The sequence below is a fragment of the Komagataeibacter sp. SM21 genome (assembly GCF_041402665.1).
Classification (GTDB): domain Bacteria; phylum Pseudomonadota; class Alphaproteobacteria; order Acetobacterales; family Acetobacteraceae; genus Komagataeibacter; species Komagataeibacter saccharivorans.
In genome coordinates this window covers 38,963-63,257 of the sequence record NZ_JBGLOV010000008.1, presented here as the reverse complement: position 1 = coordinate 63,257, position 24,295 = coordinate 38,963, and the positions used below count along the sequence as shown (strand labels likewise).

Here is a 24,295-nt window from a genome sequence, read left to right as displayed (position 1 = left end):
TTCATGCGCGGGATAGTACGAAACTTTCCATGGCAAACGCCCATCCGTCCTGCGTGTTGGGCCTTGTCACGAAACGGGCATGGGCCTTCACATTATCCGGGGCGTTGCCCATGGCGATGCTGACCCCGGCTTCCTTCAGCATGGGTATGTCGTTGTTCATATCCCCGATGCATGCCGTATTGCGGATATCAGTATCCAGCAGATGCGCCAGTTCTTTTGCCGCATAGCCCTTGTTCGCGCGCGGATGCGTAATATCAAGGTAGATGGGGGAAGACTGGTGTACGCTCGCCCCTCCGCCCAGCATGGCCGCCAGTTCACGCTCCACGCCCGGCAGGCGAGCGGGGTCCGCCGAAACGCCCATGATCTTGCCGACATCACTGTAATGCCCGGCAAAATCGTCCACCTGCACCGGGGTCGTGCGGACCACCGCGCATTCATGGTGAACCTGTGGCGTATCGGCGCGTCGCACCAGCCAGTCATGGCCGATGAACAGCCACGGCTCGACCTCGTTGGCCAGCAGGAATTCCACGGCCCGGCGGGCAACATCCGCCTCCAGCGACAGGCGTTCGCGGATCGTGCCATCGGGATCACAGATCAGCCCGCCATTCAGCCCGGCTATGGGCGTGCTGATCTTCAGTTCCTTCACGAACTGCATCATCCCGCGCGGGGCACGGCTGCTGACAAGGCTGAGCCGGATTCCCGCGCGTTCCAGATCGCGCGCGGCACTATGGGCGGCGGCTGTGATCTGGCGTTCGGGGGTAATCAGGGTGCCATCGATATCGGATACGACCAGACGGACACCATCCGCCGGGGTAACGGGTATGGACATGGGATTATCCGATCTTCAGCCAGTGGCGGTTGTCGCGGGCCAGCAGGGCGTCGGCTGCGGCGGGCCCTTCGCTGCCCGCGGCATAGGGGGCCAGTGTCCGCCCGTCCTGCCCCCAGTCCAGTATCGGCTGCACGGCCCGCCATCCGGCTTCGATATTGTCCGCGCGCTGGAACAGGGTCGCATCCCCGATCATGCAGTCATAGATCAGGGTTTCATATCCGGTGCTTGGCCCTTCGCTGAACCATTCGGCATAGTCGAACTTCATGCGCACACCGCCCAGCCTGACGGCAGGACCGGGAATCTTGGCTGAAAACTGCAGCGTTACCCCTTCGGTCGGCTGGATATGGATGACCATGATGTTGGGGGTCAGGCTTTCCACCGGCGTATCGCGGAACAGGGCATAGGGCGCGGATTTGAAGTGGATTGCGATTTCCGTCTTGCGTGCCGCCAGCCGTTTGCCCGTGCGCACGTAAAACGGCACCCCGGCCCAGCGCCAGTTATCGATCTGGAACTTCATGGCCGCGTATGTCTCGGTCAGGGAATGGGGATCGACCCCCGGTTCCTGCCGGTAACCGGGCACATCCTTGCCGCCCACGACACCAGCCGCGTACTGCCCGCGCACCACGTCCCCCGGCGCCAGGGTGTGGATGGCGTCGAGTACCTTGGTCTTCTCGTTGCGCACCGCATCGGCGTCGAATGAAATCGGGGCTTCCATCGCCGTCATGGCCAGAAGCTGCATGACGTGGTTGGGCACCATGTCACGCACGGCACCCGTACCTTCATAGAATTTCGCACGCTGTTCCACGCCCACCGTTTCGGCGGCGGTGATCTGTACGTGATCGATGTTCTGGCGGTTCCATAAGGGTTCGAAAAACCCGTTGGAAAAACGCAGCGCCAGGATGTTCTGGACCGTTTCCTTGCCCAGATAATGGTCGATACGATAGATCTGCTGCTCGTCAAGGGTGTTGAGCAGTCGTGTATTAAGCGCAATCGCCGATGGCAGGTCATGGCCGAACGGCTTTTCCACCACCACGCGGCGGAATGTGTTACGGCCTTCGGTCACCAGCCCGGCTTCACCCAGCCGGTCCACGATGGGTCCGAAGAAACGCGCAGCAACGGCAAGGTAGAAAATGCAGTTCCGCTCACCTATGGCGGCGGCAATATCCTGATAGGTCTGTTCGGTTTCAAAATCGCCCCGTACGTAGCTTATGCGCGGCTCCAGCCAGGTCCATACGTCATTACGCAGGGCCACGGCTTCCGCCCCGCGACGGGCGACGAAATCTTCCAGTGCGGCGTGCATGTTCTGGCGTAGCTGCGCATCGGTCAGATCCGCACGGTCAACCGCGATGACACTGAAACCGTCATCCAGCAGGTCGGCGCAGGCAAGATTGTAAATGGCGGGCAGCAGGAGGCGGTGCGTCAGGTCGCCGCCGCCACCAAAAATGACAAACGACCCCGGCGGACTGCGTCGGGGGGCGTTTTCCCGTCCGGCGTCGTCTACCTGCGAGACCGCAGATGCGATGATATTTTCCATTGCAATACTGTTCCTGAACTGTTTTCCGCCTGTGTTCCTCCTCCGGCTGTTCCGGGCGCAGTCATTTGATTGCTGTCTTGTGTTCTGAAACAGCCGGGGGGCCCGGATACGGATGTATCCGGGCGGACCCGGTCAGTTACCGACCGGGAACAGGGTCAGTTATTGGTGCCTTCGATGTGACCGCCAAAGCCGAAGCGCATGGCCGACAGCATCTTTTCGGCAAAGTTGTTGCCCGTGCGCGAACGGAAACGCGTGAACAGCGAGGCCGTGATGACGGGAACCGGCACGGCTTCCTCGATCGCGGCTTCGATGGTCCAGCGGCCCTCGCCCGAATCGGCAACGTCACCCTTGTAGTTGGACAGGTCCGGGTTGCCCGCCAGCGCGCTGGCCGAAAGGTCGAGCAGCCACGATGACACCACGCTGCCGCGACGCCAGACTTCGGCAATGTCCGCCATGTTCAGATCAAAGCGCTGTTCTTCGGGCAGGTCGGTGGAGTTCTTGGACTTCATCACGTCAAACCCTTCCGCGAAGGCCTGCATGATGCCGTATTCGATGCCGTTATGGACCATCTTCACGAAGTGGCCCGAACCGGCGGGACCACAGTGCAGGTAGCCCTGCTCCGCACGGGGATCAAAGCCATCCTTGCCGTCGCGGCCCGGCGTGCGCGCAATGTCGCCAATGCCCGGTGCCAGGGCGGACAGGATGGGATCGATGTAATCGGTCGCGGCCTTGGTGCCGCCGTACATCATGCAGTAGCCACGCTCCAGCCCCCACACGCCACCGGATGTGCCGACATCGATGTAATCAATGCCTTTCTTCACCAGTTCAGCGGCGCGGCGGATATCGTCCTTGTAGAAGGAGTTGCCACCGTCGATCACGATGTCACCCGGTCCCATCAGCGTACCGAGTTCCTGTACCGCCTGTTCCGTCACCTCGCCTGCGGGCAGCATGAGCCAGATCACCTTGCGGCCTGACAGCTTGCCAACCATGTCCTTGAGGCCGGTGGCCGGGGTGGCGCGACCGGCTTCGGCCTGTTCGCACACTTTCGCGGTAACGGCGGAATCGCGATCATAGGCCACCACATCATGACCGTGGCGTGTCAGGCGGATGGAAATATTGCCGCCCATCTTGCCAAGACCAACAATACCGATTTGCATAATCAAACACTCCTGAAGATGGGGTTAAGGCTGTATGCCTACCGCCTTCGTGACCATTTCCCAATGACCGTTATCAAAAACCCGCCCCTCCGGGGGAGGGACGGGTCCGTAAATGTGGATTACACCGCGCGGGCGATATCCTGGGCCAGTTTCTCAAGCCCTGATTTCAGATCGCCATGGATATGGACGCGCAGCACGCGACGCCCCCGTTCGGCCAGTACTTCCATGTCACCACGGGCCTGCGCCTCCTTCACGATGCCGAAAGTGTATTTCTCACCCGGCACGGGCAGGTTTACGGCGTCATCGCATGTGATCTGCAGGAATACGCCGGTGTCGGGGCCGCCCTTGTAGGCCTGTCCGGTCGAATGCTGGAAACGGGGGCCGAATTCCGCCGCCGTCGCCACCTTCAGCGCATCGCGCAGGCCAAGGCGGACCGTCTGTATCCATTCCCGCGTTGCGGTATCACGGTCGATATAGGCCAGCAGGGCCACGTAATCACCCGCCTTCGCACGGGCGAAATGGGCCTTCAGGATCGCATCCGCCGACGTACCGCCCTTCAGCGCCGCCGCGTTTTTCGGATCGGCATAGAAGGCAAACGGGCCATCCTTCGCAAACGGCTCGTACGGCGGCAGCTTGCCGGTTTCGTTATAGGCGGTGGTGATCTTCTTGGTTTCGATCTTCGACGCCTCGACATCGGGCTGGTTGAAGGCGTTGATCCCGATGATCGAACCCGCAACAGCGGTCGCGAATTCCCAGCGGAAGAACTCTTCCAGCACCTGACGGCGTTCGTGCAGTTCGATGGTCACGACCGGCTCACCCGCTTCGGCCAGCGCCGCGAAGGCCGCATCCTGCTTCGGGCAGGGATCTTCAGCCAGACGCAGGTAAATGAAGACCCGGTCCTTGCCATACACGTCGGGCCTGCCGATGGTCTCGTCATCGATGGGGATCAGGCCGCGGCCTTCCTTGCCCGTCGATTCCGCCAGCAACTGCTCCAGCCATGCCCCCATGTCGTAAATGCCGGGGGATGCGATGATGGTCACCTTGTCGCGCCCGAAATCGCGCGCGGCCACACCCAGCACGCTGCCCAGCACCACACCGGCATTACGCGCGGGCGGGACGGAAGCGGCGCATGACTTTTCGCCATACAGGGCGGATTCCAGCAGCAGCCTGAGCGGCAGGCCAGCGATGGCGGCGGGCACCAGCCCGAAATCGGACAGCACGGAATACCGGCCCCCGATCTGCTTTTCGCCATAGAAGATTTTCCAGAAACCGTCCTTCTTCGCCACGTCTTCCATGTGCGATCCGGGATCGGTCACGGCAACGAAGTGAGATCCGGCCCTGTCCCCCAGAACCTTCTTCGCTTCATCGAAGAAATAGGCCTTGAGGATGTTCGGCTCCAGCGTGCCGCCCGACTTGGACGAAACGATGAACAGGGTCTTGGAAATATCGATCTTTTTTTCGAAATCACGGATCTGCTGCGGGTCCGTGCTGTCGAGGACATACAGGTGCGGGAAGCCTTCATGCTTGCCGAATGTCTGGGCCAGCACTTCCGGGCCAAGGCTGGAACCACCCATGCCCAGCAGCAGCGCATCGCGGAAACCGCGTGCTTTCACTTCCGCCTGAAATTCCTCGAACTTCGACAGGGCTGCAATCTGGTCATCGGTGATGTCCAGCCATTTCAGCCAGCTTGCCTCATCCTGACCGGTCCACAATGTTGCGTCCCGGTTCCACAGGCGACGCACCTTGCCCGCCTTGCGCCATTCCTCCAGTTCCGCATCAACGGCCTTGTGCAGATCGGCAGGCAGCTTCAATGCCGTGGACGTAACCTTCTTGCCAAGGAATGCCGCCTGCTTGGCCGCGACCGACCCCAGCAGGTCGTCAAACGCGTCCGCGAAGGAAGCGACACCTTCATCAACCAGCGTCGTGGTCACGCCATCGAGGTCAAGGCCCAGACGTTCAGCTTCCGCCAGCACCTTACGTGCGCCAGCCACATCCTGCGTCAGGGTTTCAGCCACCTTGCCGTGGTCACGGAAGGCATCGAACGTGGCAGGCGGGATGGTGTTGACCGTCTCCGGCCCGATCAGGCCATCGACATACAGCACGTCGCTGAAGGACTTGTCCTTCGTACCGGTGCTGGCCCACAGCAGGCGCTGCGGATGGGCACCGGCATCGGCCAGCTTCTTCCAGCGCGGGCTTGCCGTCACTTCCTTCCAGTATTCATAGGCCATCTTGGCGTTGGCAATGGCGACCTTGCCGCGCAGCGCCTTCAGGCTGGCCGCTTCCCTGTCGCCAGCGGCGACGCGGGTATCGATTTCCTTGTCGATCTTCACATCGATACGGCTGACGAAGAACGAGGCGACGCTGGCGATGCCCTTCACGCTCTCGCCACGGGCGAGGCGTTCTTCCAGCCCGGCGATATAGGCTTCCAGCACTTTTTTGTAGGCATCGATCGAGAACAGCAGGGTGACGTTGATGCTCAGACCCTGCGCGATGGCGGCCTTTACAGCGGGAACGCCTTCGTCAGTGCCGGGAATCTTGATCATGAGGTTGCGGGCATCAACCGCTTTCCACAGACGCAGGGCCTCATGCAGCGTGCCTTCGGTATCGCGCGCCAGATAGGGCGAGACCTCAAGGCTGACATAACCGTCCACGCCCTTCGTCTGTTCATAGACGGGATAGAGCACCTTCGCCGCCGCGCGGATGTCATCAATGGCCAGCAGTTCATACAGCGTGCCCGCATCGACAATCCGGTGTTCCAGCACCGAGCGGATCTGCGCATCGTAATCCGTGCCCTGACCCATCGCCTTCTGGAAAATGGCCGGGTTGGAGGTCACGCCCTTCAGCCCGTCTTCTTCCACCAGTTTTTTCAGGCTGCCATTCTCAGTATAGGAACGCTGGATGAAATCCAGCCAGGGGGACTGATCATACCGGGCCAGTTCCTTTAGCGGATTTTCCCCACCAGATTCACGCGCAGTCATGGCTGTGCTTCCTTTATCTTCCAGCGACGCGAAAGATTTCCTGTCGCCTTACCAGTTCCTCAGAAACAGTGCAGGCAGGACCAAGGGTCCTGCCTGCTTTCGTCGTATCCTCTATTTTCCGGCCTGCCTGCGGGCGGCGGCCACGACGGCCTCCACCGTGAAGCCGAACTTGACTTCCAGCTTTTCCGCCGGGGCGGATGCCCCGAAGCCGTGCATGACGATCGTCTCACCCGCAAGGCCGGTGTAACGGTCCCATCCAAGCTGTGCCGCCATTTCCACCGCCACGCGCGCGGTAACATCCGGCGGCAGCACACTGTCGCGATAGGATTTGGGCTGGGCCTCGAACAGGTCCCATGACGGCATGGAGACAAGGCGTACCTTGATCCCGTCCGCCTTCAGTTTTTCCGCCGCCTTGATGATCAGTCCGACTTCGCTGCCCGTGGCCATAAGAATCACATCGGGACGCCCCTCGCTATCCGCAAGGATATAGGCGCCTTTTGCCAGACCTGTTGCCGGCGCATAGGTCTTGCGGCAGATGGTTGGCAGGTTCTGGCGGCTCAGCGCCAGCACGCTGGGCCGGTCGCGGATCTGGATCAACGTGCGCCACGCCTCCGCCACTTCGTTCGCATCGCCGGGGCGCAGCACGGTCACGCCCGGTGTGGCGCGAAGCTGGGCAAGCTGCTCGATGGGCTGGTGGGTCGGGCCATCTTCCCCCACGCCGATCGAATCATGCGTGAAGATATAGGTGACCGGCAGCTTCATCAGCGACGACAGGCGGATGGGCGGCTTCATGTAATCGGAAAAGATCAGGAAGCCCGAGCAGTAGGCATGGATGCCATACAGGGCGATACCATTGCTGATCGACCCCATGGCATGTTCACGCACGCCGAAATGCAGGTTGCGCCCGCCATAGGACCCGCCCCATTGCGGCGGCTGGAAATCGCCCGCGCCGTCAAAGGTCAGGTGCGTCTTGGTGGAAGGCGACAGATCCGCCGAACCACCGATCAGCCACGGATAGTTCTTCGCAACCGCATTGAGCACCTTGCCCGAGCTTGCGCGCGAAGCCACACCCTTCGCATCCGTGTCGAATACCGGGATGTCCCTGTCCCATCCTTCGGGCAGGGTGCCCGCGAAGATGTGGTCAAGCTGTGCGGCTTCATCGGGATACCGGGCGCGATAGGCCGCGAACAGTTCGTTCCATGCCTTGCTTGCGGCGGCGCCGCGCGTTGCGATCCCCTGCTGGAAATGCGCTTCGACGCCGTCGGGCACATAGAAGTTCCTGTCTTCCGGCCAGCCGTAGAATTTCTTGGTCTCGCGGATTTCTTCCACGCCCAGCGGCGCGCCGTGGGCTTCCGCCGTGCCAGCAAGGTGCGGCGCACCCCAGCCGATGATGGAATGGACGATGATCAGCGTGGGCCGCGACGTTTCGGCCTTGGCTTCCGCCAGCAGGCGGCGGAAGTCACCCGTATCGTTGGCGTCCTTCAGTTCAAGGACGTGCCAGCCATAGGCTTCGTAGCGCTTGTGCACGCTTTCGGTGAAGGCTAGGTCGGTCGAGCCTTCGATGGAAATGCGGTTGCTGTCATAGATCCATGTCAGGTTGCCAAGCTTCAGATGGCCCGCAATGGATGCGGCCTCGCTGGCTACGCCTTCCATGTTGTCGCCATCACCGCACAATGTGTAGATGTGATGGTCAAACAGCTTAAAGCCGGGGCGGTTATAGCGTTCGGCCAGCCATTTTTCCGCAATCGCCATGCCGACGGAGTTGCCGCAGCCCTGACCCAGCGGGCCGGTCGTGGTCTCGACACCGGCGGTATGGTGATATTCCGGATGACCGGGGGTGAGCGAGTCGAGCTGGCGGAACTGCTCAAGGTCTTCCAGCGTCAGGGCCGGGCCGTTGCCCGGCGCCTTCCCCGGACGCACATCGCGGATACCGGCAAGGTAGATCAGCGAATACAGCAGCATCGACGCGTGCCCGATCGACAGCACGAAACGGTCGCGGTTGGGCCATAGCGGTTCGGCGGGATCATAGTTCAGCACGTCGCGCCACAGCGTATAACCAACGGGGGCGAGCGCCATGGCTGTGCCGGGATGGCCGGAATTCGCCTTCTGCACCGCGTCCATGGACAGCGTGCGAATCGTATTGATGCACAGCGTATCGATATTGGCAGGCATGCTGCCGCCTCCTTCTGGTGCCATCGGGGGAGATGTAAACACGGAACGCATAAAAACCGGCCTCCTTACAGCCATGGTTGATATCCGGGTCAGGCCGGGCAGGACACAGGGGGCCGGACAACCTTTCTTGCTCTTCTTTCCGCAACCACCCGCAGCCTGTCGCCCGCAGGCCACAGAATGGGGGACACGGGGCCAAAAGGCTCTTGACGGCACGCACCTTCTCACGACCTTGGGGCCGGAACAAGCCATCTCATCAAGCCGTTACCAGCGCCATTCGTCCCGGTATCCCCTGCCCTGCTTCCCGGTAGTACCAGCGTATGGTCGGTTATCGGGTTGCACGGGGCCGCCAGAGGGGCCGGATTTGACACGGCGGCGCGGCCCCTTTCTCCTGTCCATCCAGAACGCGCAGGCACCATGGAGATCGCGCATGAAGCCGCTGCCCCACAGCGATCACACGGACGGAACACGCTTTTTCAACCCGCCTTACCTTCGCCGCGAAACGGCCGGAAGCAGCCGTATCCGGCCACTTTCCATCCTGAAATGGCAGTGGAACCGGCCGAAATCGGACTGGCCTTCATGGATCGAAAATCCCCACCCCACGGGCGACCCGCATGCTGGTGTGCCACACGGCGGCGTACAACTAACATTTATCGGACACAGCACCTTCCTGATCCGGATGCCCCGTCCCGACGGGACGATAACGACCATCCTGACGGACCCGATCTTCTCACAACGTTGTTCCCCGCTGTCCTTTCTGGGGCCACGACGCGTGCGCGCGCCGGGACGCCAGCTTGCGGATCTGCCGAAGGTGGACATCGTGCTGGTCTCACACGCCCATTACGACCACATGGACCTGCCCAGCCTGCGCGCGCTGGCACGCCGGGGCGACGACCCGCTGGTCATCACACCGCTACAGAACGCCCGTTTCCTGCGTAAGACCGGCCTTCGCCGTATCATGGAACTGGACTGGTGGCAGGCTGTCAGCAGTGCGGGCGTGCAGATCACCTGCACGCCTGCCGTGCATGGCGCGGCCCGCACGCCTTTTGATCACAACAAAAGTCTGTGGGGCGGGTTCATGCTGCGTGACGAAACTGGCCACCAGCTCTTCTTCGCCGGGGATACGGCGCATGGCCGCCACTGGGCGCTGATCCGGGAACGGCTGGGCGCGCCCGATATCGCGCTGCTGCCCATCGGGGCCTATGCCCCGCGCGCGCTCATGGCCAGCGTGCATGCCACGCCCGAGGAAGCCGTATCCGGCCTGCGCGAACTGGAAGCCGGACGGGGAATCGGCATGCATTTCGGCACTTTCCGCCTGACCGACGAACCGATGGATGAGCCGGTCCACCGTCTGGCGCAGGCCCTGCGTGACAGGGGCCTGCCGCCCGATACCATGGGCGTGCTACAACATGGGGAATGCCGCAACATGACATGGTCCCCACCCGAGCGGGCATGATTGCCCGATGTTCTTTTCAGCCGAACCATCCTATGATGCACAGGCTCCAGGCGGAACGGCCCCCCGTTTTCCGCAAACCGACCAGCGAGACAGGCATATGAGCAATACAACCGCCAGCGACACCCCTGCCGCCGCACCCGAATCCTTCAGCACCGCGGAAATCGAGGCCCTGTTCCTGTCCGCCGCGCGCGACGGGCAGACGGATCTTGTAAACGAATTCCTTTCCGCGGGCATAAACCCCGATACACGCAACGACAAAGGCTACACGGCCCTGATCCTGGCCGCCTATAACGGCCATGCCGAAACCGTGCGCGCCCTGCTGGCCGGTGGCGCTGCCCCCGACCTGCAGGATGACAAGGGGGCGACCGCGCTGGCTGGTGTCGCCTTCAAGGGCGACCTGCCCTGCGCCCGGGTACTCGTGGAATATGGCGCGGGCATCGACACACCCAATTTTGTGGGGCGCACGCCGCTGATCTTCGCGGTGATGTTCAACCGCGATTCCATGGTCCCCTTCCTGCTTGAACACGGCGCCAATCCCGACCTGCGGGACGGGGAGGGAATCAGCGCGCGCATCTTCGCAACACGGCAGGGCAAGACGGCCCTGCTGGCGGCGATGAACCGCGCCCCGGATGCTGCCGCCACGCAGGCCTGATCCCTACGCCTTCCCCCCTTTATGCGCCGCCATATCGCGTTATGGTGGCGCATATTTTTTTGCCCCTGTTGATCTGGAATTTTCCCTGATGAGCCGTTTCTGGAGTCCTGTCGTCCACACCCTGACCCCGTATGTACCGGGGGAGCAGCCCAGACTGGCCAACCTGATCAAGCTGAACACCAATGAATGCCCGTACGGCCCATCGCCGAAGGTCATCGCGGCGCTGAAAGCGGCGGTGGACGACACGCTGCGCCTTTACCCCGACCCGACCGCGCAGGCGCTGTGCGCCACGATCGCGCAGGACCATGACGTACCAACCGATCATGTATTTGTCGGCAATGGCTCGGACGAAGTGCTGGCCCACGCCTTCCAGGGGCTGCTCAACCACGAAAACCCGCTGCTTTTCCCCGACATCACTTACAGCTTCTACCCCGTCTATTGCGGCCTGTACGGCATCCGGCACGAGACGGTGCCGCTGGATGAGGCGATGCGCATCGACATCGCCGATTACCGCAGGCCGTGCGGCGGCATCATCATTCCCAACCCCAACGCCCCCACCGGCATAGCGCTTGACCTGTCCCGTATCCGCGCCCTGCTGGATGAACACCCCGATGCGGTGGTGGTGGTTGATGAAGCCTATGTCGATTTTGGCGCGCAGACGGCGATTTCGCTGGTTACGCAGTATCCCAACCTGCTGGTGGTGCGCACGCTGTCCAAATCCAGCGCGCTGGCCGGGCTGCGCGTGGGTTATGCCATTGGCCAGCCTGATCTGGTTGCCGCCCTGACCCGCGTAAAGGACAGCTTCAATTCCTATCCGCTGGACCGTCTGGCGCAGGTGGGCGCCATTGCCGCGATCGAGGACCGGGAATGGCTTGCAAAGACCACCGGGAAGATCATAAGCTCACGCAACAGGCTGACCGACAGCCTGGGAAAGATGGGGTTTGAGGTTCTGCCGTCGCAGGCAAATTTCATATTTGCCCGACACCCGGACCGTGATGCGGCATATCTGGCGTCTGCCCTGAGGGAACGGGCGATCATCGTGCGTCATTTCCGGACCCCGCGTATCGCACAATGGCTGCGCATCAGCATCGGCACCGACGCCGAATGCGATGCCCTGGTAACAGGACTGGCCGACGTGCTTGCGCAGAACGGGGGCTAGCCCCCGGTTCATCACACACTGCACCCGCTGCCCCGCCCACAGGCGGGCTACGGGTCAGTACGTGCTGTCCACCTTTCCACATATGGTTAACAACTCATTTCCTGGACCCGAGGTCCACAGGATACCTGATCATGCGCGCATTCCACGGACAGATGTCCGACAACCAGCCGATCCGTCGCACGCTTCCTGAAAAGCAGAAGCAACTGCGCGACCTGCGCGAAACGCTGGCTTCCATGAAATCGCATACATCGCCCGCCCTGCGCGAAAGCGTGCAGAAACGCATCCGCCAGCTTGAAAGCGAAATCAGCGCAGCCCCGGCGCTAAAGACCGGGGAACAGCGCAATACCCCCCGCCCCGGCGGCACGGACCGGCCGCGCAGCCCGCGCAGGCGGCCTGAACGCAGCATCTGAACAGACAGGAAAAAGGCCGGCCCCATGGGGACCGGCCTTTTTCATGCCCTGTCGCCTCATATTTCCGCCCTATGGTTCATCGCATCGGTGCGTCACTGCCTGAAAACATACGGTTGACAGGTGAGCGTTTCCGGATGCCGCCTTTTTTCAAGAAGACTGTGTTTTTTTGGAATCTTTTTGAAAAAATCCTCACCAGAAACTTCGGCTATTGCCCGGTTTCCGTCCATACGACCGGTTGCGCCAGCCTGCGGGAAAGTCGCCCTGAACGCCAGCATTTCAGGCTGAGCCTGTCACCTCACCTGCAACCTTGAGGACAATAAAAAACGGGCCTGTCTTGCGGCAGACCCGTTTTCCACCCGTATCGGAACACCCGACCGGATCAGGATTCATGATGGATCAGTGACCAAGCGTCACTTCTTCCGCCACATCACCGCGTGCAGCAGCGGCGTCAATGTAACGACGGGCTTCGGGCGAGACGGTCAGCACCAGCGTCATCAGGGCCGAGGCAACATACAGGCCGGAGAAGATCCAGATGATCCCCTCGATCCCACGCCAGCTTTCAAACCACGTCACAATGGCCGGACCAACCCATGTGCTGGCACCGGCACCCAGACCCAGGGCGGACAGGGCGGCAGCCTTTTCCTTCGGGCAGATCTGCGGCACCAGGCCGGACAGCGGCACGAAGGCGGCAATCGTCGCGCCATACAGCGCACCCATGGCAGCCGCGATGGGGAAGTTGCCGGGGAACATCTGCGGCACATAGTAGAACAGCGGCACGGTGATCGCAGCACCCACGCAGCCGAACAGGGCAACAACGGTGCGGTGACCCAGACGGTCAGCCGTGATGCCGGACACAAGGTTCACCAGAATGTTCGACAGGAAGATGATCGACAGAAGCTGCAGCCACTGCGACAGCGAGAAGCCGATCACCTTGGTGAAGAACGCCGGCATGATGACCAGGAACGCATATTCGGACGACGTGTTGATGGTCCGCACGATCATGGCGACAAACGTCTTGGGCTCACGCCACAGGATGCTGATCGAACTGAAGAAGATCGTGCCGGGCTTCGTGCCCACCGGGGCAAGGCGGCGGGAACCGATGGGCTCACGCGTCATCAGCAGGGCCAGCAGGCCACCGAACATGACCAGCGCCAGCGAGGACCAGAACGTCGCCATTTCGCCAATCAGCGGAATGGAGAAGCTGGCGAACAGCGAACCCAGCGTGGGCAGCCCGCCGGAAAAGGCGAACCAGAACCAGCCCGCGGCCGAGCCAAGCTGACGCGGCGGGGTCGCGGCCGCGATCCAGACCAGGAAGCCATAGGTGAACAGCGGATAGCCAAAGCCACGCATGGTATAGGCGGCCAGCATGATGGGATAGCTGTTGACGGCCACGCCGAAGGTCAGGAAGACGACCTCGAACACGCCCCAGATGGCAAGGCCGATCCACATGACCCGCTTGGGGCCCCACAGATCGGACAGCGGCCCCGATGCCCATGAGGACAGCGAGACGGTCACACCATAAATGGTAAACAGCAGCGCGGTATTGCGCGATGAAATGCCCTGCCCCTCCAGATAGGGGGCCAGATAGCCGGCCTCCACCCCATCACCGATCATGAAGAACAGCAGGCCGACAAAACCCCAGAACAGGGGTGCCGGAATGCCAAGCCGGTCAGCGAAGGACGTTGATTCGGACAGATTGTCTGTCTGTTTCAAGGGGAGATACTCCTCTTTCACAGGCAGCCGACACGAAGATGAGGGGCTCCACCTCATTGCGGAGCGTCGATGCAGGCTGCGTCCGCACAATCCGGGCCTTGCCCGGAACTCCAGTGCGGAACCTCAGTTTCATAAGGTCGGGCATGCGGGCGCCCGGGCCGGTTACAGCAGGGAAAACGTGGCGCGGATTTCAGCGCCGGACCAGCAGCGCATCGGGCTGGAAAAGCGCTTTCCCCTCTATGTCACCGACAGAATTCGTCAATCCAGCAGGAAAACGTGCCCTGTGGCACGACTTTCATTACAAATTGATGAAAAAACACAAAAACGTGCCGAATAGCCGGTACGATTATGTGATCTCTCACCGCCAGAAAGACCATTAATTGAACAGATATACAAAATCGTTGCAGTTTCGAACGATTTCACAGTGATGCGATAGTTTCCAACCTCCGCCAAAGCGCAAAAAATATATTCAGTGGGATCAATCTATACTCAAAAAACCGCATGAATGTAAGGGAATTCTCAAATTTTTGACGCAATTCCCGTTTGTCCCTTATTATATCAGAAGATTCTGGATCACATTTTGCGCAGACCTTGCATGCGCCCAGCGTCTGGACCATCTTTCATAACGGATGGGTTCCTGTCATAGTCTCCTCCCGCTCCCGCCTGTCCGGCGGGGCCTCACTCCCGCATGCGGCTGCCGTTGCCTGCCGCATCACCCATGCCGGGGATATGGACAAACGGAACGGTCACGGTGAACATCAACCCGTCTCTACGCCTTGCCGCACTGCCGATCGCGTTACTGCTTTCTTACCCGCTGCTATGCGCGCCCGCCCATGGGCAGAGCCTGTCGGTGCAGAAAGTCCAGCGCGCGCTGGATGTGCTGCGACTCAAGCCGGATCTGGCCAGTCAGGCATGCCTCGACAAGCTCGATGACCTGCACAAGATGGAAAAGATTATCGAGGAAGCAGGCGAAAGCGCACATAACCCCAACCTGTCGCTGGCGCATGACGTGATGACGTCCGATTATGAGGACGCGACGGAAACCTGTGTCCCCGATGCCGCCAAATTCTGCGAAGCACCCGGTTCGTCCGCCAGCGCGAACCAGAAGAAACTGTGCAATGCGCTTGATGCGGTGATGTCGGTCGATGGTTCGGATGAAGGGGAGGAAGTCATTTCCGCCCCGCAGGGCACGTCAAGCGACTGACGGCCCCACGGTCCGGGCGCGTCAGGGAAGCTGCGCGATCAGGCGCAGCCCCTCCGCATTGCCCAGAACGGCGGATTTTTCCGCACGGTTGAGTTCACGCACCGCCGTTTCCACATCAGGGGCCTCGCGCAGTTTCAGCAGCCCGACCAGCAGGGCCGGATTGATCGGGTCGCCCTTGCGGCGTGGCGGCGGCAGCATGATTTCATGCACCCGCAGCAGCCCCGCCCGCGCCCGCAGGGCGGCAATGGCTTCCTGCACCGGATGGCCCGCCATCTGGTCCATATAGGTCACGGCCTCGTTCAGAACCGAAGGCGGTGCGGTTTCTTCGGGTATCAGCAGCAGGCGGACGCGACGGAATGCCTGTCCCACCGCAACGCTTCCGGTCAGCACGGCCAGCGGAATGGCGCAGACCAGCCCAAGGGTTACCGGCAGCATCCACAGGAACAGCGGCAGCGAGACGCTCCATGCGGCGGCGGCCAGTGCCAGACCCAGTATGGTATGGAGCATGTACAGCCGCACATTGGCCATGATCTGCAGGCCGCCCGCATCGCGCCGCTGGGCGTTCCAGCCGGAATCACGCCCCATCAGGATGGAAAGGACGCCCCCGGTCTGGATCATCATGGCGATGGGGGCCAGCAGGCCGCCCACCAGCGTTTCAGCCACAATGGATGCGGCCGCGGCAATCGCGCCCCCACAGCCGCGCCGCAGCGGCCCGTCCAGCAGCAGCAGGACATAAGCAAGCAGTTTGGGCGCCAGCAGCACGAACATGGTACCCAGGAACATGTATTCGGCCTGCACCGGGTCAACATGCGGCCAGTGGGGATAGAGCAGCTTGGTATCCCCAAAATATTCCGGCTTGTAGAACCGGTTCTGCAGCGAAACCACGATGCCCACCAGCAGGAAGACCAGCCACAGCGGCGACGTGACATAAGACCCGATGCCCATGAGCATGTGCATGCGGCTGATCCAGTGCAGGCCCCGGGCGGATATCACCTTGGCATGCTGCAGGTTGCCCTGACACCAGCGCCGGTCGCGGATGGCGATATCGGTCAGGGAGGGCGGGCTTTCCTCGTACGATCCGTGTAGCGCCGGAACCATGTGGATTGCCCAGCCACCCCGGCGCATGAGGGCGGCTTCGACAAAATCATGGCTCATGATCGCCCCGCCAAACGGCTTGCGGCCCGGCAGGTGCGGCAGTGCGGCCTGTTCGGCAAAAGCCCGGGTGCGGATGACCGCGTTATGCCCCCAGTAATTCCCTTCCGATCCATGCCACCATGCGATCCCGTGGGCGATCAGCGGGCCATATACACGTCCGGCAAACTGCTGCATGCGGGCGAACAGGGTGCGCCCGTTCACGATCACCGGCAGGGACTGGATCAGCCCCACGCCGGGATTACGCTCCATGGCGGCGGTCAGCCGCACGATCACGTCGCCTGACATGATGCTGTCGGCGTCCAGCGTGATCATCTGCTGGTAGGCTGCGCCATAGCTGCGCACCCACTGCGCGATGTTCCCGGCCTTGCGGTCGGTATTGACGGCACGGCGACGGTAAAACAGCCGCCCGCCCCACCCCGTCGCACGGCACAGCGCCATATAGGCGGCTTCTTCCGCCACCCATACGTCCGGATCGGTGGTGTCGGAGAGGATGAACACGTCAAAGGCGCGTTCCTGCAATGTGGCGCTCAGACTGTCGATGGTGGCGCGCAGGCCCGCCATGACCCGGCCGGGGTCCTCGTTATAGGTGGGCATGAGCAGCGCCGTGCGGCTGGACAGGCGCGGCAGCGGCCCGGTGCGCTCGATCCCCAGCCCCAGACCACCATGGTTGAGCATCGACCAGAACCCGGCAATGGCCGAGGTAAATGCCAGCCCGATCCATAAAAACAGCACGACGAACAGCACCAGCATCACCATGCCGGCAACCGAACGCTGCACGGCATTGAACACCAGATCCATTTCATAACCGGCAAGCCCGGTCATGACGACGGCGCCCCCGATAACCAGCAGACGCCGCAGGTGGATCAGCTTCCACTGGCTGACCGGCACACGACCACGCCCATGCAGGTCCGGTTCATCCGCCAGCGCATGAACGGGCATGTCCAGCGGTGCCGCAGGTGGCAGCGCCGCCCAGCCCTGCGGCAGAAGGGTGGACGGCGCTGCCACCTGCGGCCCGGACGGAGGAACTTCCCCTACGGCGTCCATCGATACACCCATTCTTCCGATACGGGGCCGTTGTCATCGGCCAGCACGCAGTTCAGTTCAGCCACCTTTGCATCGCCGGGCGCGAACTCGAACGTACTGCGCCAGCCATGGATGGGGGGAACCGGTTCGACCACCACATTGCGTATCTCCCCAGCCGAAGTGCGACACTGCAGGTGGAAATGCGGATTTTCGGGCAGGTGGTCGAACGGTGCGCCGACAAAGTCGAGATCGAAGAAACGGGTATGCGAATCATCCGTCGACTCACCCACGCGGGTTGCCGCGATACGGGCAAGCCGCGTGGGCCAGGGCGTGTCCCAGCCCCAGTACATGCGATAGGTGAATATGTATTCCCGTCCCGCGGTCAGGCCATCCTGCGGACGCCAGAAGGAGACGATGTTGTCATTCACCTCATTGGGTGTGGGGATCTCGACAAGATCGACGGCACCGGCACCCCAGTCGCCTATCGGTTCGATCCACAGGGAAGGCCGCTTTTCGTAATTCAGGGCCACGTCCTCGAAATCCGTAAAGGCCCGCTTGCGCTGCATGAGGCCAAAACCATGCGGCCTGACATCGCTGAAGGCCGAGAACTGCAGATCACGTGGATTGCGTAGCGGCCGCCACAACTGCTGGCTGCTGCCCGTCCACATCAGCAGGCCCTCGCTATCATGCGCGGCGGGACGCCAGTCATCCACGCGCGCGCGGTCGTTCGCATCGAAATAGAACATGCCCGTAAGTGGAGCGATCCCGGATTCCGCAAGGGTCTTGCGCGGATACAGGTAGGACTGGACATCGAATACCGTGGTCTCGCCGGGGCGGATGGTAAAACGGAACGCACCGGCAAGCGATGGGCTGTCCAGCAGCGCATGAACGACCACGCTGTCCACCCCCGCCTTGGGCTTTTCCAGCCAGAACGCGCGGAACAGGGCAAATTCCTCACCCGCCGGATCGCCTGTGCCATTGGCGAAGCCGCGTGCCGACAGACCGTAATTCTGTCCCTTCGCCACGGCGCGGAAATAGGATGCGCCGAGGAAGACGCAGAATTCCTCCATGACGCCGGGCGTGTTGATCGGCGCGCGCAGCCGCAGCCCCGCAAAGCCGATATCGTCACTCACCCGCAGGGCAGGATCGTTATAGGTAAACATGTCCGGGTTGAAGGTGATGGGACGGGACTGTCCGTCAATCACCTCGTTCATTTCGATCCGGGGGGCGTACAGATAGCCACGGGGAAAGAACTCGACATCGAAGCCCAGATTCTCGCCATGCCACAATGCCTGTTCCGAACGGAAAGCCATGGAACTGTACTGATCGAAATTCAGGTTACGCAGCGGGGCAGGCAGGGTCTGTGAAGGCGGCTGGTAAGCCTGCTGTGAAAGCTGGTGCGCCAGCGTACGCACCGTGGTGGAGTCAAAGTTACCGCTTTCAGCCGCACCGGCAGGTCGTGCCGCCCCCATACCCACCAGAGACAGGGCAGACAGGGCGGTACCCGCTTTCATGAAATCACGTCGTAACACTGAGTTGAACTCCAGTTCATTTTTCTTATTTAACGCGCTGACACACTATTCTTGTTTATTGGTAAAGCCGGGGCGGTAATACGTGTGATCGTGACAGCTTATGGCTTTTTCACGGCGGGGATGAACACATGCCCGCCAATGTTTCAAGCGGTCCCGCGGCAGCGGCGCGGGCCGCATCCTCTATTTCCCGGTACAGGCGCAGCACCGTTTCCCCTTCGGGCGAAAGGCCCGCACCACCCCCACCACCGGGGCGGGCAGACACCAGGGGATGCGTGAAGGCGGTGTTCATCGCCTCGACCAGCAGCCATGCCCTGCGATATGACATGCCCATCGCCCGGGCGGCGGCGGAAATGGACCCCGTCTCGCCAATCTGTTCCAGCAGCCTGATCTTGCCGTGCCCCAGCAGCGGGTTGCCATTTGCGTCAAGCCGTATTGTCAGGCGCATTTTTGTCATGGTTTTCCGTACTCCCGCCGGCAGCTATATCATCCGTCCCTTCTACCGGAAACGGCTTCTTCTGGAACGGAATTTTCCCCCATGTGCCCATCCATCCCCTCCACCGGACCGACCACGATACCCCCCGCGAACCCATGGCGGCCCATGCGGGCTGACGATCTGGATGGCGTTGTCGCGGTGGCGGCACAACTCCATCCTGACTACCCCGAGCGGCGCGACGTGCTGGATGAACGCCGCAGGCTATGTCCGTCCGGATGCCTGATTCTGCCCGATGCGCGCGGCAATCCGGGCGGATATGTTCTGAGCCATCCGGGGCGCGTCGCATCTCCGCCCGCACTGGATACGTACCTCCATACCCTGCCTGAACAGCCCGATTGCTGGTACATCCATGACATCGCCATCCTCCCCGCCCTGCGCGGGCAGGGTGCGACACGGGACGCATTACAAATCGTTACAGGGCGGGCCCGCCAGCACGGACTGCACTGGCTGGCACTTATGGCGACACCGGCCGCGCGTGGATTATGGACGCATCTGGGCTTCACCCCCATTGCGGACATCCCGCCCCATATCGCCGCGACCTATGGCAGCGAGGCCTGCCCGATGCGCAGGCCCCTTTCCCCCGGCACATAAGCGGGGGATAAAACCGGATCACACCGGAAGCACGGCGCGCAGTCCTTTGTCGCGGATGGCCTTGCGGGCTGCAACCACCGCTGCGTCCAGCGCCGTGGTGTCCATGTCACGCCAGCCGTCAAAGGCAGGCAGGGCAAGGGCCGCGGCAAGGTCATCGGCGCGAACCAGCGCCAGATCCTTCTCATTCAGCGTCGGTTCGACCGGCTTGTACGCCTGCCCCTTCTCATCATGTCCGCGCAGCATTTCCAGATAGGCGGCAATGCCGAAGGCAATACGCTCAAGCGGCCGCCCGCTGGTCAGTGAACGACGCACCGTATCGGTCCAGAACACACGCACCTTCGATGCACCATCACTGCAGATGCGCAGAAGCGTGTCAGCCACCGACGGATTGGAGAACCTGCTGAGCAGACGCTGGCGATAGGCATCCAGATCGACACCTTCCGGCGCATCGATCTGCGGCATGGCGTCCTGCATCCAGTATGCGTTGACCAGACGTTCCAGATCCGCGTCCTGCACCGTTTCATGCGCGTAGCGGTAACCCAGCAGCAGCCCGGCCGAACCCAGCAGCAGATGCGCGGCATTGAGCATGCGCACCTTCACCTGCTCGTAACCGGCAACGTCATCCACGAACTCCACACCGACCTTTTCCAGCGCCGGGCGGCCATTGCAGAATTTGTCCTCCAGCACCCACTGGCTGAAATCCTCGGCCAGGACGGGCAGTTCATCATCCAGACCGCTGCCCTTGTTCAGCGCCTTGCGGGTCGCGTCATCGACGCCGGGGGTGATGCGATCCACCATGGCGCAGGGGAAGGTCACGTTGGCGTCGATCCATGCGGCCAGATCCGCATCCAGCGCGCGTGCGTACCCGACAAAGGCCTCATGCGCGACATGGCCGTTACTGCGCAGGTTGTCACAGGACAGCACGGTAAACGGCGCAATCCCCGCATCCCGCCTGCGGCGCAGGGCTTCCACCACGTAACCGAACACGGTGGCGGGGGTGCCCGGGTTTTCCAGATCGGCACGGACGGCAGGGGTATCGAGGCGGAAGCGCCCCGTTTCCTCATCGATGTTGTAGCCGCCTTCGGTAATCGTCATGCTGACGATTCGCGTCTGCGGATCGGCAAGGCGGGTCAGCACGGCTTCGGGATTGGCGGGGGCAAGCAGGTATTCGCGCAACGCCCCGATCACGCGCACGCTGCGCGCGCCATCGGCGGTCACATCCGTCAGGGAATACAGGCAGTCCTGTTCCTGAAACGCCTTCGCCTTGGCCTCGCCGCGTGCGCCGCCACCAAGGCCCACCCCGACAATGCCCCATTCCGACTGCCCCGGCAGGGCGAGACATTTATCCACGTACCAGGCTTCATGCGCACGGAAGAAATTGCCAACACCAAAATGAACGATCCCTCGTCCCACCTCCGCCGGTTGGTAACCCGGCGCCTGCACGCCAGCGGGAAGATGATTCAGGGTTGTTTCATTCAGCATGGTGTCTTTTGAACTCCTGTTTATGTCTGTTCGCGCGGCAGCCCTATCGCTTCACCGGCACGCTGGCGCCCGGTGGCCCGAACGAAACCTCGGCCAGAACCGGGTCTCCCGCAGGGGGGAACGGACTTTCGTCGGTCTGCCCATCAGACCAGATATTGCACACGGCAAGCCGCATATCGGCGTGCAACAGTCCCAGGGCAAAACGCATGACGGGGGTCCAGTGTTCCCCTGCCTGACGCTCCAGCCGGTCCACAATGTCGCGCATGCCCTCATCCGCAGGGGCATGGCCACGGCGGCTGGCCGCCAGCGCATCGCAGCGATCGGCCATCTGGCCCAGTATCTGCGCCAGCATGTCGCGCTCATGTTCGAGCATGTCGCCCGTACGGGCGGTTTCACCTTCAACCGCCGCGCGTGCGATAAAGATAGCATCCGCACGGACCCGACGCAAAAGTCCCGGCAGGCGGGCCACCAGCGGGTCATGCCGCGCAAGGGTGCCGGGATGTTCGACCTCGGCTTCCTGCACCCCGTCGTTGATGTCCTGCAACAGGGTGCGGCACATCACATCCGCCGTGGCCAGCGCATCATAATCGGGATGCTGGTGCAGGGCGCACGAAACCAGATCGGCCAGCCTGCGCAGCAGGCTGGCGGAATTGGTCAGCACTTCGCGCCGCGCCTCGTTCCGCAGGACGAAGAACGAGACCGCAAACGACACCACAACCCCGGTCATGATCGAGGCGATACGTTGCAGGGGCCGCGAAAACGGCGCGCCGCTGGATGGAAACAGCAACACCACCATCAGGGTTACGATCGCCACCCGCATCTTGGGTCGCAACGCCACCAGAACGGCCAGCGGCATGAGCATCACCCAGAACACCACGAACAGGGAAAACCCATACCACTGTTCAAGCGCGATGGCCGACATACCGGCGGCAGCCCCGATCAGGGTGCCGACAATCTGTTCGCGCCCGGTGGAAAGGGTCTGGGTCAGGCGCGTCTGGGTAATGACGATGACGGAGGTGATAAGCGCCCAGACCGGTTCGTCCAGATGGATCATGGCCGCAACGATGCCGGACAGGACGAGCGAGACGCTCATCCGCACCACCTGCCGCCATGTGCCCTGCTGCATGATCGAATGCAGCAGGATTTTCATGCGTGCGTGCATGTGCGATCAGTGCCCGGGATTATCCGGCAGGGGAAAGGGCACCCAGCGCAGGCCATCGGCATTCTGCACAAGGAACAGGACCGTCTTGCGATGCACGGCACGCGCGGCATCAAGCTGGCGACGCAGGTCGGCCGGCGCGTTGACGGCGGACTGCTGCACTTCCGTCACCACATCACCGGGGCGCAGGCCCCTTTCCGCAGCGGGGCTGTCCTCGGTCACGCCGGTTACCAGCACGCCTTTCTGCCCTTCGGCCATGTTGTATTTCTGCCGCGCGATGTCGTCGATCTCGCCCACGGTGAAGCCCATGCCCGTTACGGCCACGCTGCCCTGCGCCGGTTTTTTCGCGGCCGCATGGTCGGGATCGTCCTTGGCGGCCTTTTCTTCGGGCAGGGCGCCAATGGTGATGGCGACATTCGTCTGCTGGCCTTTGCGCCACACGCCCAGATGCGCGACACTGCCACCCGCAAGCTCGGCCACCAGCCGGGGCAGTGCGCGGCCATCAATATCCTTGCCATTCAGGCTGACGATCACATCGCCGGTCTGCAGATGGGCCGCGGCCGCGGGTCCCTTGGGTTCGACACCTGCGATCAGCGCGCCATGGGCGTTCTGCAGGCCCAGCCCGTCGGCGATTTCCTGCGTCACGTCCTGAATGCGCACACCGATCCACCCGCGCGTGACGGTGCCATGATGGCGAAGCTGTTCGATGATGCCCCGCGCCTCGGCGGAGGGGATGGAGAAGCCAATCCCGATCGACCCGCCCGAAGGGGAGAAGATGGCTGTGTTGATCCCGATCACCTCACCGCGCAGGTTGAACAGCGGGCCACCGGAATTCCCCTTGTTGATGGGGGCGTCCGTCTGGATGAAATCATCGTACGGCCCCTGTTCGATATTACGCCCGCGTGAGGAAATGATCCCCGCCGTAACCGTGCCGGACAGGCCGAACGGATTGCCGATGGCCAGCACCCAGTCCCCGACCCGTGCATGGTCGCTGTCGCCAAAGGGCACGGCGGGCAGCGGTTTGGGGCTGTCCACTTTCAGCACGGCCAGATCGGTCCGGTCGTCATGACCCAGCAGCCGCGCCTTGAGCACGGTATTGTCCTGCAGCGTAATGGTGATCTGGTCGGCATGGCGCACGACATGGTTGTTGGTCACGATCACGCCGGAAGGGTCGATGATGAAGCCCGAGCCCAGCGCCTGCATCTTGCGCGGCGGGGCGTTGGGGCTGTCCTGCCGGTTCATGAAATCGTGGAAAAACTTCTCGAACGGCGAGCCTTCGGGGAAGTTTGGCACCTGCGGCGTGCTGTCACCGTCATCGCCGCCTTCATCATCGTCCTCGCCGGGACGGACCATCTCGGTGGTGGAAACATTGACAACCGCAGGCAGCAGCCGTGCCGCCAGATCGGCAAAGCTGTCGGGCATGTTGCGTCCTTCACCCGGAAGGTGAAGCGGTGTCGCGGATGCCGGGGCAGGCGCGGGCGCGGGATCGGCCGCATACGCGGCGCCGTTGGCCCCCAGTGTCGTAAGCAGCCCCATGGCAAGGCAGGATCGGGAAAACGCAGCGGCACGGAAAGACATGGGGCACATACATCCTGCTTA

At 62.2% G+C, this 24,295-nt stretch carries 19 protein-coding genes; 7 read left to right on the top strand and 12 right to left on the bottom strand.

Annotated features, from left to right (window positions below):
• Position 1: 1 nt before the first annotated feature.
• The 5 genes from ACBR42_RS09465 to tkt all read right to left on the bottom strand — a co-directional run bounded on the left by ACBR42_RS09465 (position 2) and on the right by tkt (position 8,721).
• Complete coding sequence (locus tag ACBR42_RS09465; RefSeq protein ID WP_371207834.1) at positions 2–829, bottom strand: Cof-type HAD-IIB family hydrolase; 828 nt, start codon at positions 827–829, stop codon at positions 2–4.
• A 4-nt stretch (positions 830–833) separates the two neighbouring features.
• On the bottom strand, positions 834–2,363 hold the full coding sequence (gene zwf, locus ACBR42_RS09460) for a glucose-6-phosphate dehydrogenase (RefSeq protein ID WP_102325177.1): 1,530 nt from the start codon (positions 2,361–2,363) through the stop codon (positions 834–836).
• 155 nt (positions 2,364–2,518) lie between these two features.
• Positions 2,519–3,520 (bottom strand): phosphogluconate dehydrogenase (NAD(+)-dependent, decarboxylating), encoded by a 1,002-nt coding sequence (gene gnd / locus ACBR42_RS09455; protein ID WP_102325176.1) that lies wholly within the window; start codon positions 3,518–3,520, stop codon positions 2,519–2,521.
• A 119-nt stretch (positions 3,521–3,639) separates the two neighbouring features.
• Positions 3,640–6,498, bottom strand: a complete 2,859-nt coding sequence (locus tag ACBR42_RS09450; RefSeq protein ID WP_102325175.1) for a bifunctional transaldolase/phosoglucose isomerase — start codon at positions 6,496–6,498, stop codon at positions 3,640–3,642.
• Positions 6,499–6,609: 111 nt separating this feature from the next.
• A complete protein-coding gene (gene tkt, locus ACBR42_RS09445; RefSeq protein WP_102325174.1) occupies positions 6,610–8,721 on the bottom strand; it encodes a transketolase in 2,112 nt (703 codons plus the stop codon).
• 376 nt (positions 8,722–9,097) lie between these two features.
• On the opposite strand from tkt, the gene ACBR42_RS09440 reads away from it, so the two are divergent.
• From ACBR42_RS09440 to ACBR42_RS09425, 4 genes are all read left to right on the top strand, one after another.
• Positions 9,098–10,123, top strand: a complete 1,026-nt coding sequence (locus ACBR42_RS09440) for an MBL fold metallo-hydrolase (RefSeq protein WP_371207833.1) — start codon at positions 9,098–9,100, stop codon at positions 10,121–10,123.
• A 97-nt stretch (positions 10,124–10,220) separates the two neighbouring features.
• Complete coding sequence (locus ACBR42_RS09435; protein WP_371207832.1) at positions 10,221–10,775, top strand: ankyrin repeat domain-containing protein; 555 nt, start codon at positions 10,221–10,223, stop codon at positions 10,773–10,775.
• An 88-nt stretch (positions 10,776–10,863) separates the two neighbouring features.
• On the top strand, positions 10,864–11,934 hold the full coding sequence (gene hisC / locus ACBR42_RS09430) for a histidinol-phosphate transaminase (RefSeq protein WP_371207831.1): 1,071 nt from the start codon (positions 10,864–10,866) through the stop codon (positions 11,932–11,934).
• A gap of 131 nt (positions 11,935–12,065) precedes the next feature.
• Complete coding sequence (locus tag ACBR42_RS09425) at positions 12,066–12,344, top strand: hypothetical protein (RefSeq protein WP_102325172.1); 279 nt, start codon at positions 12,066–12,068, stop codon at positions 12,342–12,344.
• Positions 12,345–12,740: 396 nt separating this feature from the next.
• Here the strand turns inward: ACBR42_RS09425 and ACBR42_RS09420 are convergent, their stop codons facing one another.
• Positions 12,741–14,057 carry an MFS transporter gene (locus tag ACBR42_RS09420; protein WP_102325171.1) on the bottom strand — a complete coding sequence of 439 codons (1,317 nt, stop codon included), beginning with the start codon at positions 14,055–14,057 and terminating at the stop codon, positions 12,741–12,743.
• Between the two features lie 178 nt (positions 14,058–14,235).
• Here ACBR42_RS09420 and ACBR42_RS09415 point away from each other — a divergent pair, with 178 nt between their 5' ends.
• Together ACBR42_RS09415 and ACBR42_RS09410 are read left to right on the top strand one after the other, a co-directional pair.
• On the top strand, positions 14,236–14,394 hold the full coding sequence (locus tag ACBR42_RS09415) for a hypothetical protein (RefSeq protein WP_180967544.1): 159 nt from the start codon (positions 14,236–14,238) through the stop codon (positions 14,392–14,394).
• Positions 14,395–14,808: 414 nt separating this feature from the next.
• The gene (locus ACBR42_RS09410) at positions 14,809–15,261 is read left to right on the top strand and encodes a hypothetical protein (RefSeq protein ID WP_371207830.1); all 453 of its coding nucleotides are present in this window, start codon (positions 14,809–14,811) and stop codon (positions 15,259–15,261) included.
• 21 nt (positions 15,262–15,282) lie between these two features.
• On the opposite strand, the gene mdoH is transcribed toward ACBR42_RS09410, so the two are convergent.
• The 3 genes from mdoH to ACBR42_RS09395 form a co-directional block, all read right to left on the bottom strand.
• Entirely contained in the window at positions 15,283–17,472 is a 2,190-nt protein-coding gene (gene mdoH, locus ACBR42_RS09405) for a glucans biosynthesis glucosyltransferase MdoH (RefSeq protein WP_371207829.1), read from the bottom strand.
• Positions 17,448–18,953, bottom strand: a complete 1,506-nt coding sequence (locus ACBR42_RS09400; RefSeq protein ID WP_371207874.1) for a glucan biosynthesis protein — start codon at positions 18,951–18,953, stop codon at positions 17,448–17,450. Before ACBR42_RS09400 ends, mdoH begins: the two co-directional genes overlap by 25 nt.
• Positions 18,954–19,080: 127 nt before the next feature.
• Complete coding sequence (locus ACBR42_RS09395) at positions 19,081–19,425, bottom strand: winged helix-turn-helix domain-containing protein (protein WP_102325168.1); 345 nt, start codon at positions 19,423–19,425, stop codon at positions 19,081–19,083.
• An 81-nt stretch (positions 19,426–19,506) separates the two neighbouring features.
• Between ACBR42_RS09395 and ACBR42_RS09390 the strand changes: the two genes are divergently transcribed.
• Positions 19,507–20,055, top strand: coding sequence for a GNAT family N-acetyltransferase (locus ACBR42_RS09390; protein WP_371207828.1), 549 nt, complete (start codon positions 19,507–19,509; stop codon positions 20,053–20,055).
• 18 nt (positions 20,056–20,073) lie between these two features.
• Here the strand turns inward: ACBR42_RS09390 and ACBR42_RS09385 are convergent, their stop codons facing one another.
• Genes ACBR42_RS09385 through ACBR42_RS09375 form a run of 3 tightly spaced genes read right to left on the bottom strand, consistent with a single transcriptional unit; the run spans position 20,074 to position 24,274 of the window.
• Positions 20,074–21,537 carry a mannitol dehydrogenase family protein gene (locus ACBR42_RS09385; protein ID WP_371207827.1) on the bottom strand — a complete coding sequence of 488 codons (1,464 nt, stop codon included), beginning with the start codon at positions 21,535–21,537 and terminating at the stop codon, positions 20,074–20,076.
• Between the two features lie 43 nt (positions 21,538–21,580).
• On the bottom strand, positions 21,581–22,699 hold the full coding sequence (locus ACBR42_RS09380; RefSeq protein ID WP_102325166.1) for an FUSC family protein: 1,119 nt from the start codon (positions 22,697–22,699) through the stop codon (positions 21,581–21,583).
• A gap of 6 nt (positions 22,700–22,705) precedes the next feature.
• Complete coding sequence (locus tag ACBR42_RS09375; protein WP_371207826.1) at positions 22,706–24,274, bottom strand: DegQ family serine endoprotease; 1,569 nt, start codon at positions 24,272–24,274, stop codon at positions 22,706–22,708.
• Between the last annotated feature and the right edge of the window lie 21 nt (positions 24,275–24,295).

Coding starts and splice junctions, on each gene's coding strand:
- ACBR42_RS09450 (WP_102325175.1), bottom strand. CDS start 6,498: ATGACTGCGCGTGAATCTGGTGGGGAAAATCCGCTAAAGGAACTGGCC.
- ACBR42_RS09385 (WP_371207827.1), bottom strand. CDS start 21,537: ATGCTGAATGAAACAACCCTGAATCATCTTCCCGCTGGCGTGCAGGCG.
- mdoH (WP_371207829.1), bottom strand. CDS start 17,472: ATGGGTGTATCGATGGACGCCGTAGGGGAAGTTCCTCCGTCCGGGCCG.
- ACBR42_RS09465 (WP_371207834.1), bottom strand. CDS start 829: ATGTCCATACCCGTTACCCCGGCGGATGGTGTCCGTCTGGTCGTATCC.
- ACBR42_RS09395 (WP_102325168.1), bottom strand. CDS start 19,425: ATGACAAAAATGCGCCTGACAATACGGCTTGACGCAAATGGCAACCCG.
- ACBR42_RS09375 (WP_371207826.1), bottom strand. CDS start 24,274: ATGTCTTTCCGTGCCGCTGCGTTTTCCCGATCCTGCCTTGCCATGGGG.
- ACBR42_RS09400 (WP_371207874.1), bottom strand. CDS start 18,953: ATGAAAGCGGGTACCGCCCTGTCTGCCCTGTCTCTGGTGGGTATGGGG.
- tkt (WP_102325174.1), bottom strand. CDS start 8,721: ATGCGTTCCGTGTTTACATCTCCCCCGATGGCACCAGAAGGAGGCGGC.
- zwf (WP_102325177.1), bottom strand. CDS start 2,363: ATGGAAAATATCATCGCATCTGCGGTCTCGCAGGTAGACGACGCCGGA.
- hisC (WP_371207831.1), top strand. CDS start 10,864: ATGAGCCGTTTCTGGAGTCCTGTCGTCCACACCCTGACCCCGTATGTA.
- ACBR42_RS09440 (WP_371207833.1), top strand. CDS start 9,098: ATGAAGCCGCTGCCCCACAGCGATCACACGGACGGAACACGCTTTTTC.
- ACBR42_RS09380 (WP_102325166.1), bottom strand. CDS start 22,699: ATGCACGCACGCATGAAAATCCTGCTGCATTCGATCATGCAGCAGGGC.
- gnd (WP_102325176.1), bottom strand. CDS start 3,520: ATGCAAATCGGTATTGTTGGTCTTGGCAAGATGGGCGGCAATATTTCC.
- ACBR42_RS09390 (WP_371207828.1), top strand. CDS start 19,507: ATGTGCCCATCCATCCCCTCCACCGGACCGACCACGATACCCCCCGCG.
- ACBR42_RS09435 (WP_371207832.1), top strand. CDS start 10,221: ATGAGCAATACAACCGCCAGCGACACCCCTGCCGCCGCACCCGAATCC.
- ACBR42_RS09425 (WP_102325172.1), top strand. CDS start 12,066: ATGCGCGCATTCCACGGACAGATGTCCGACAACCAGCCGATCCGTCGC.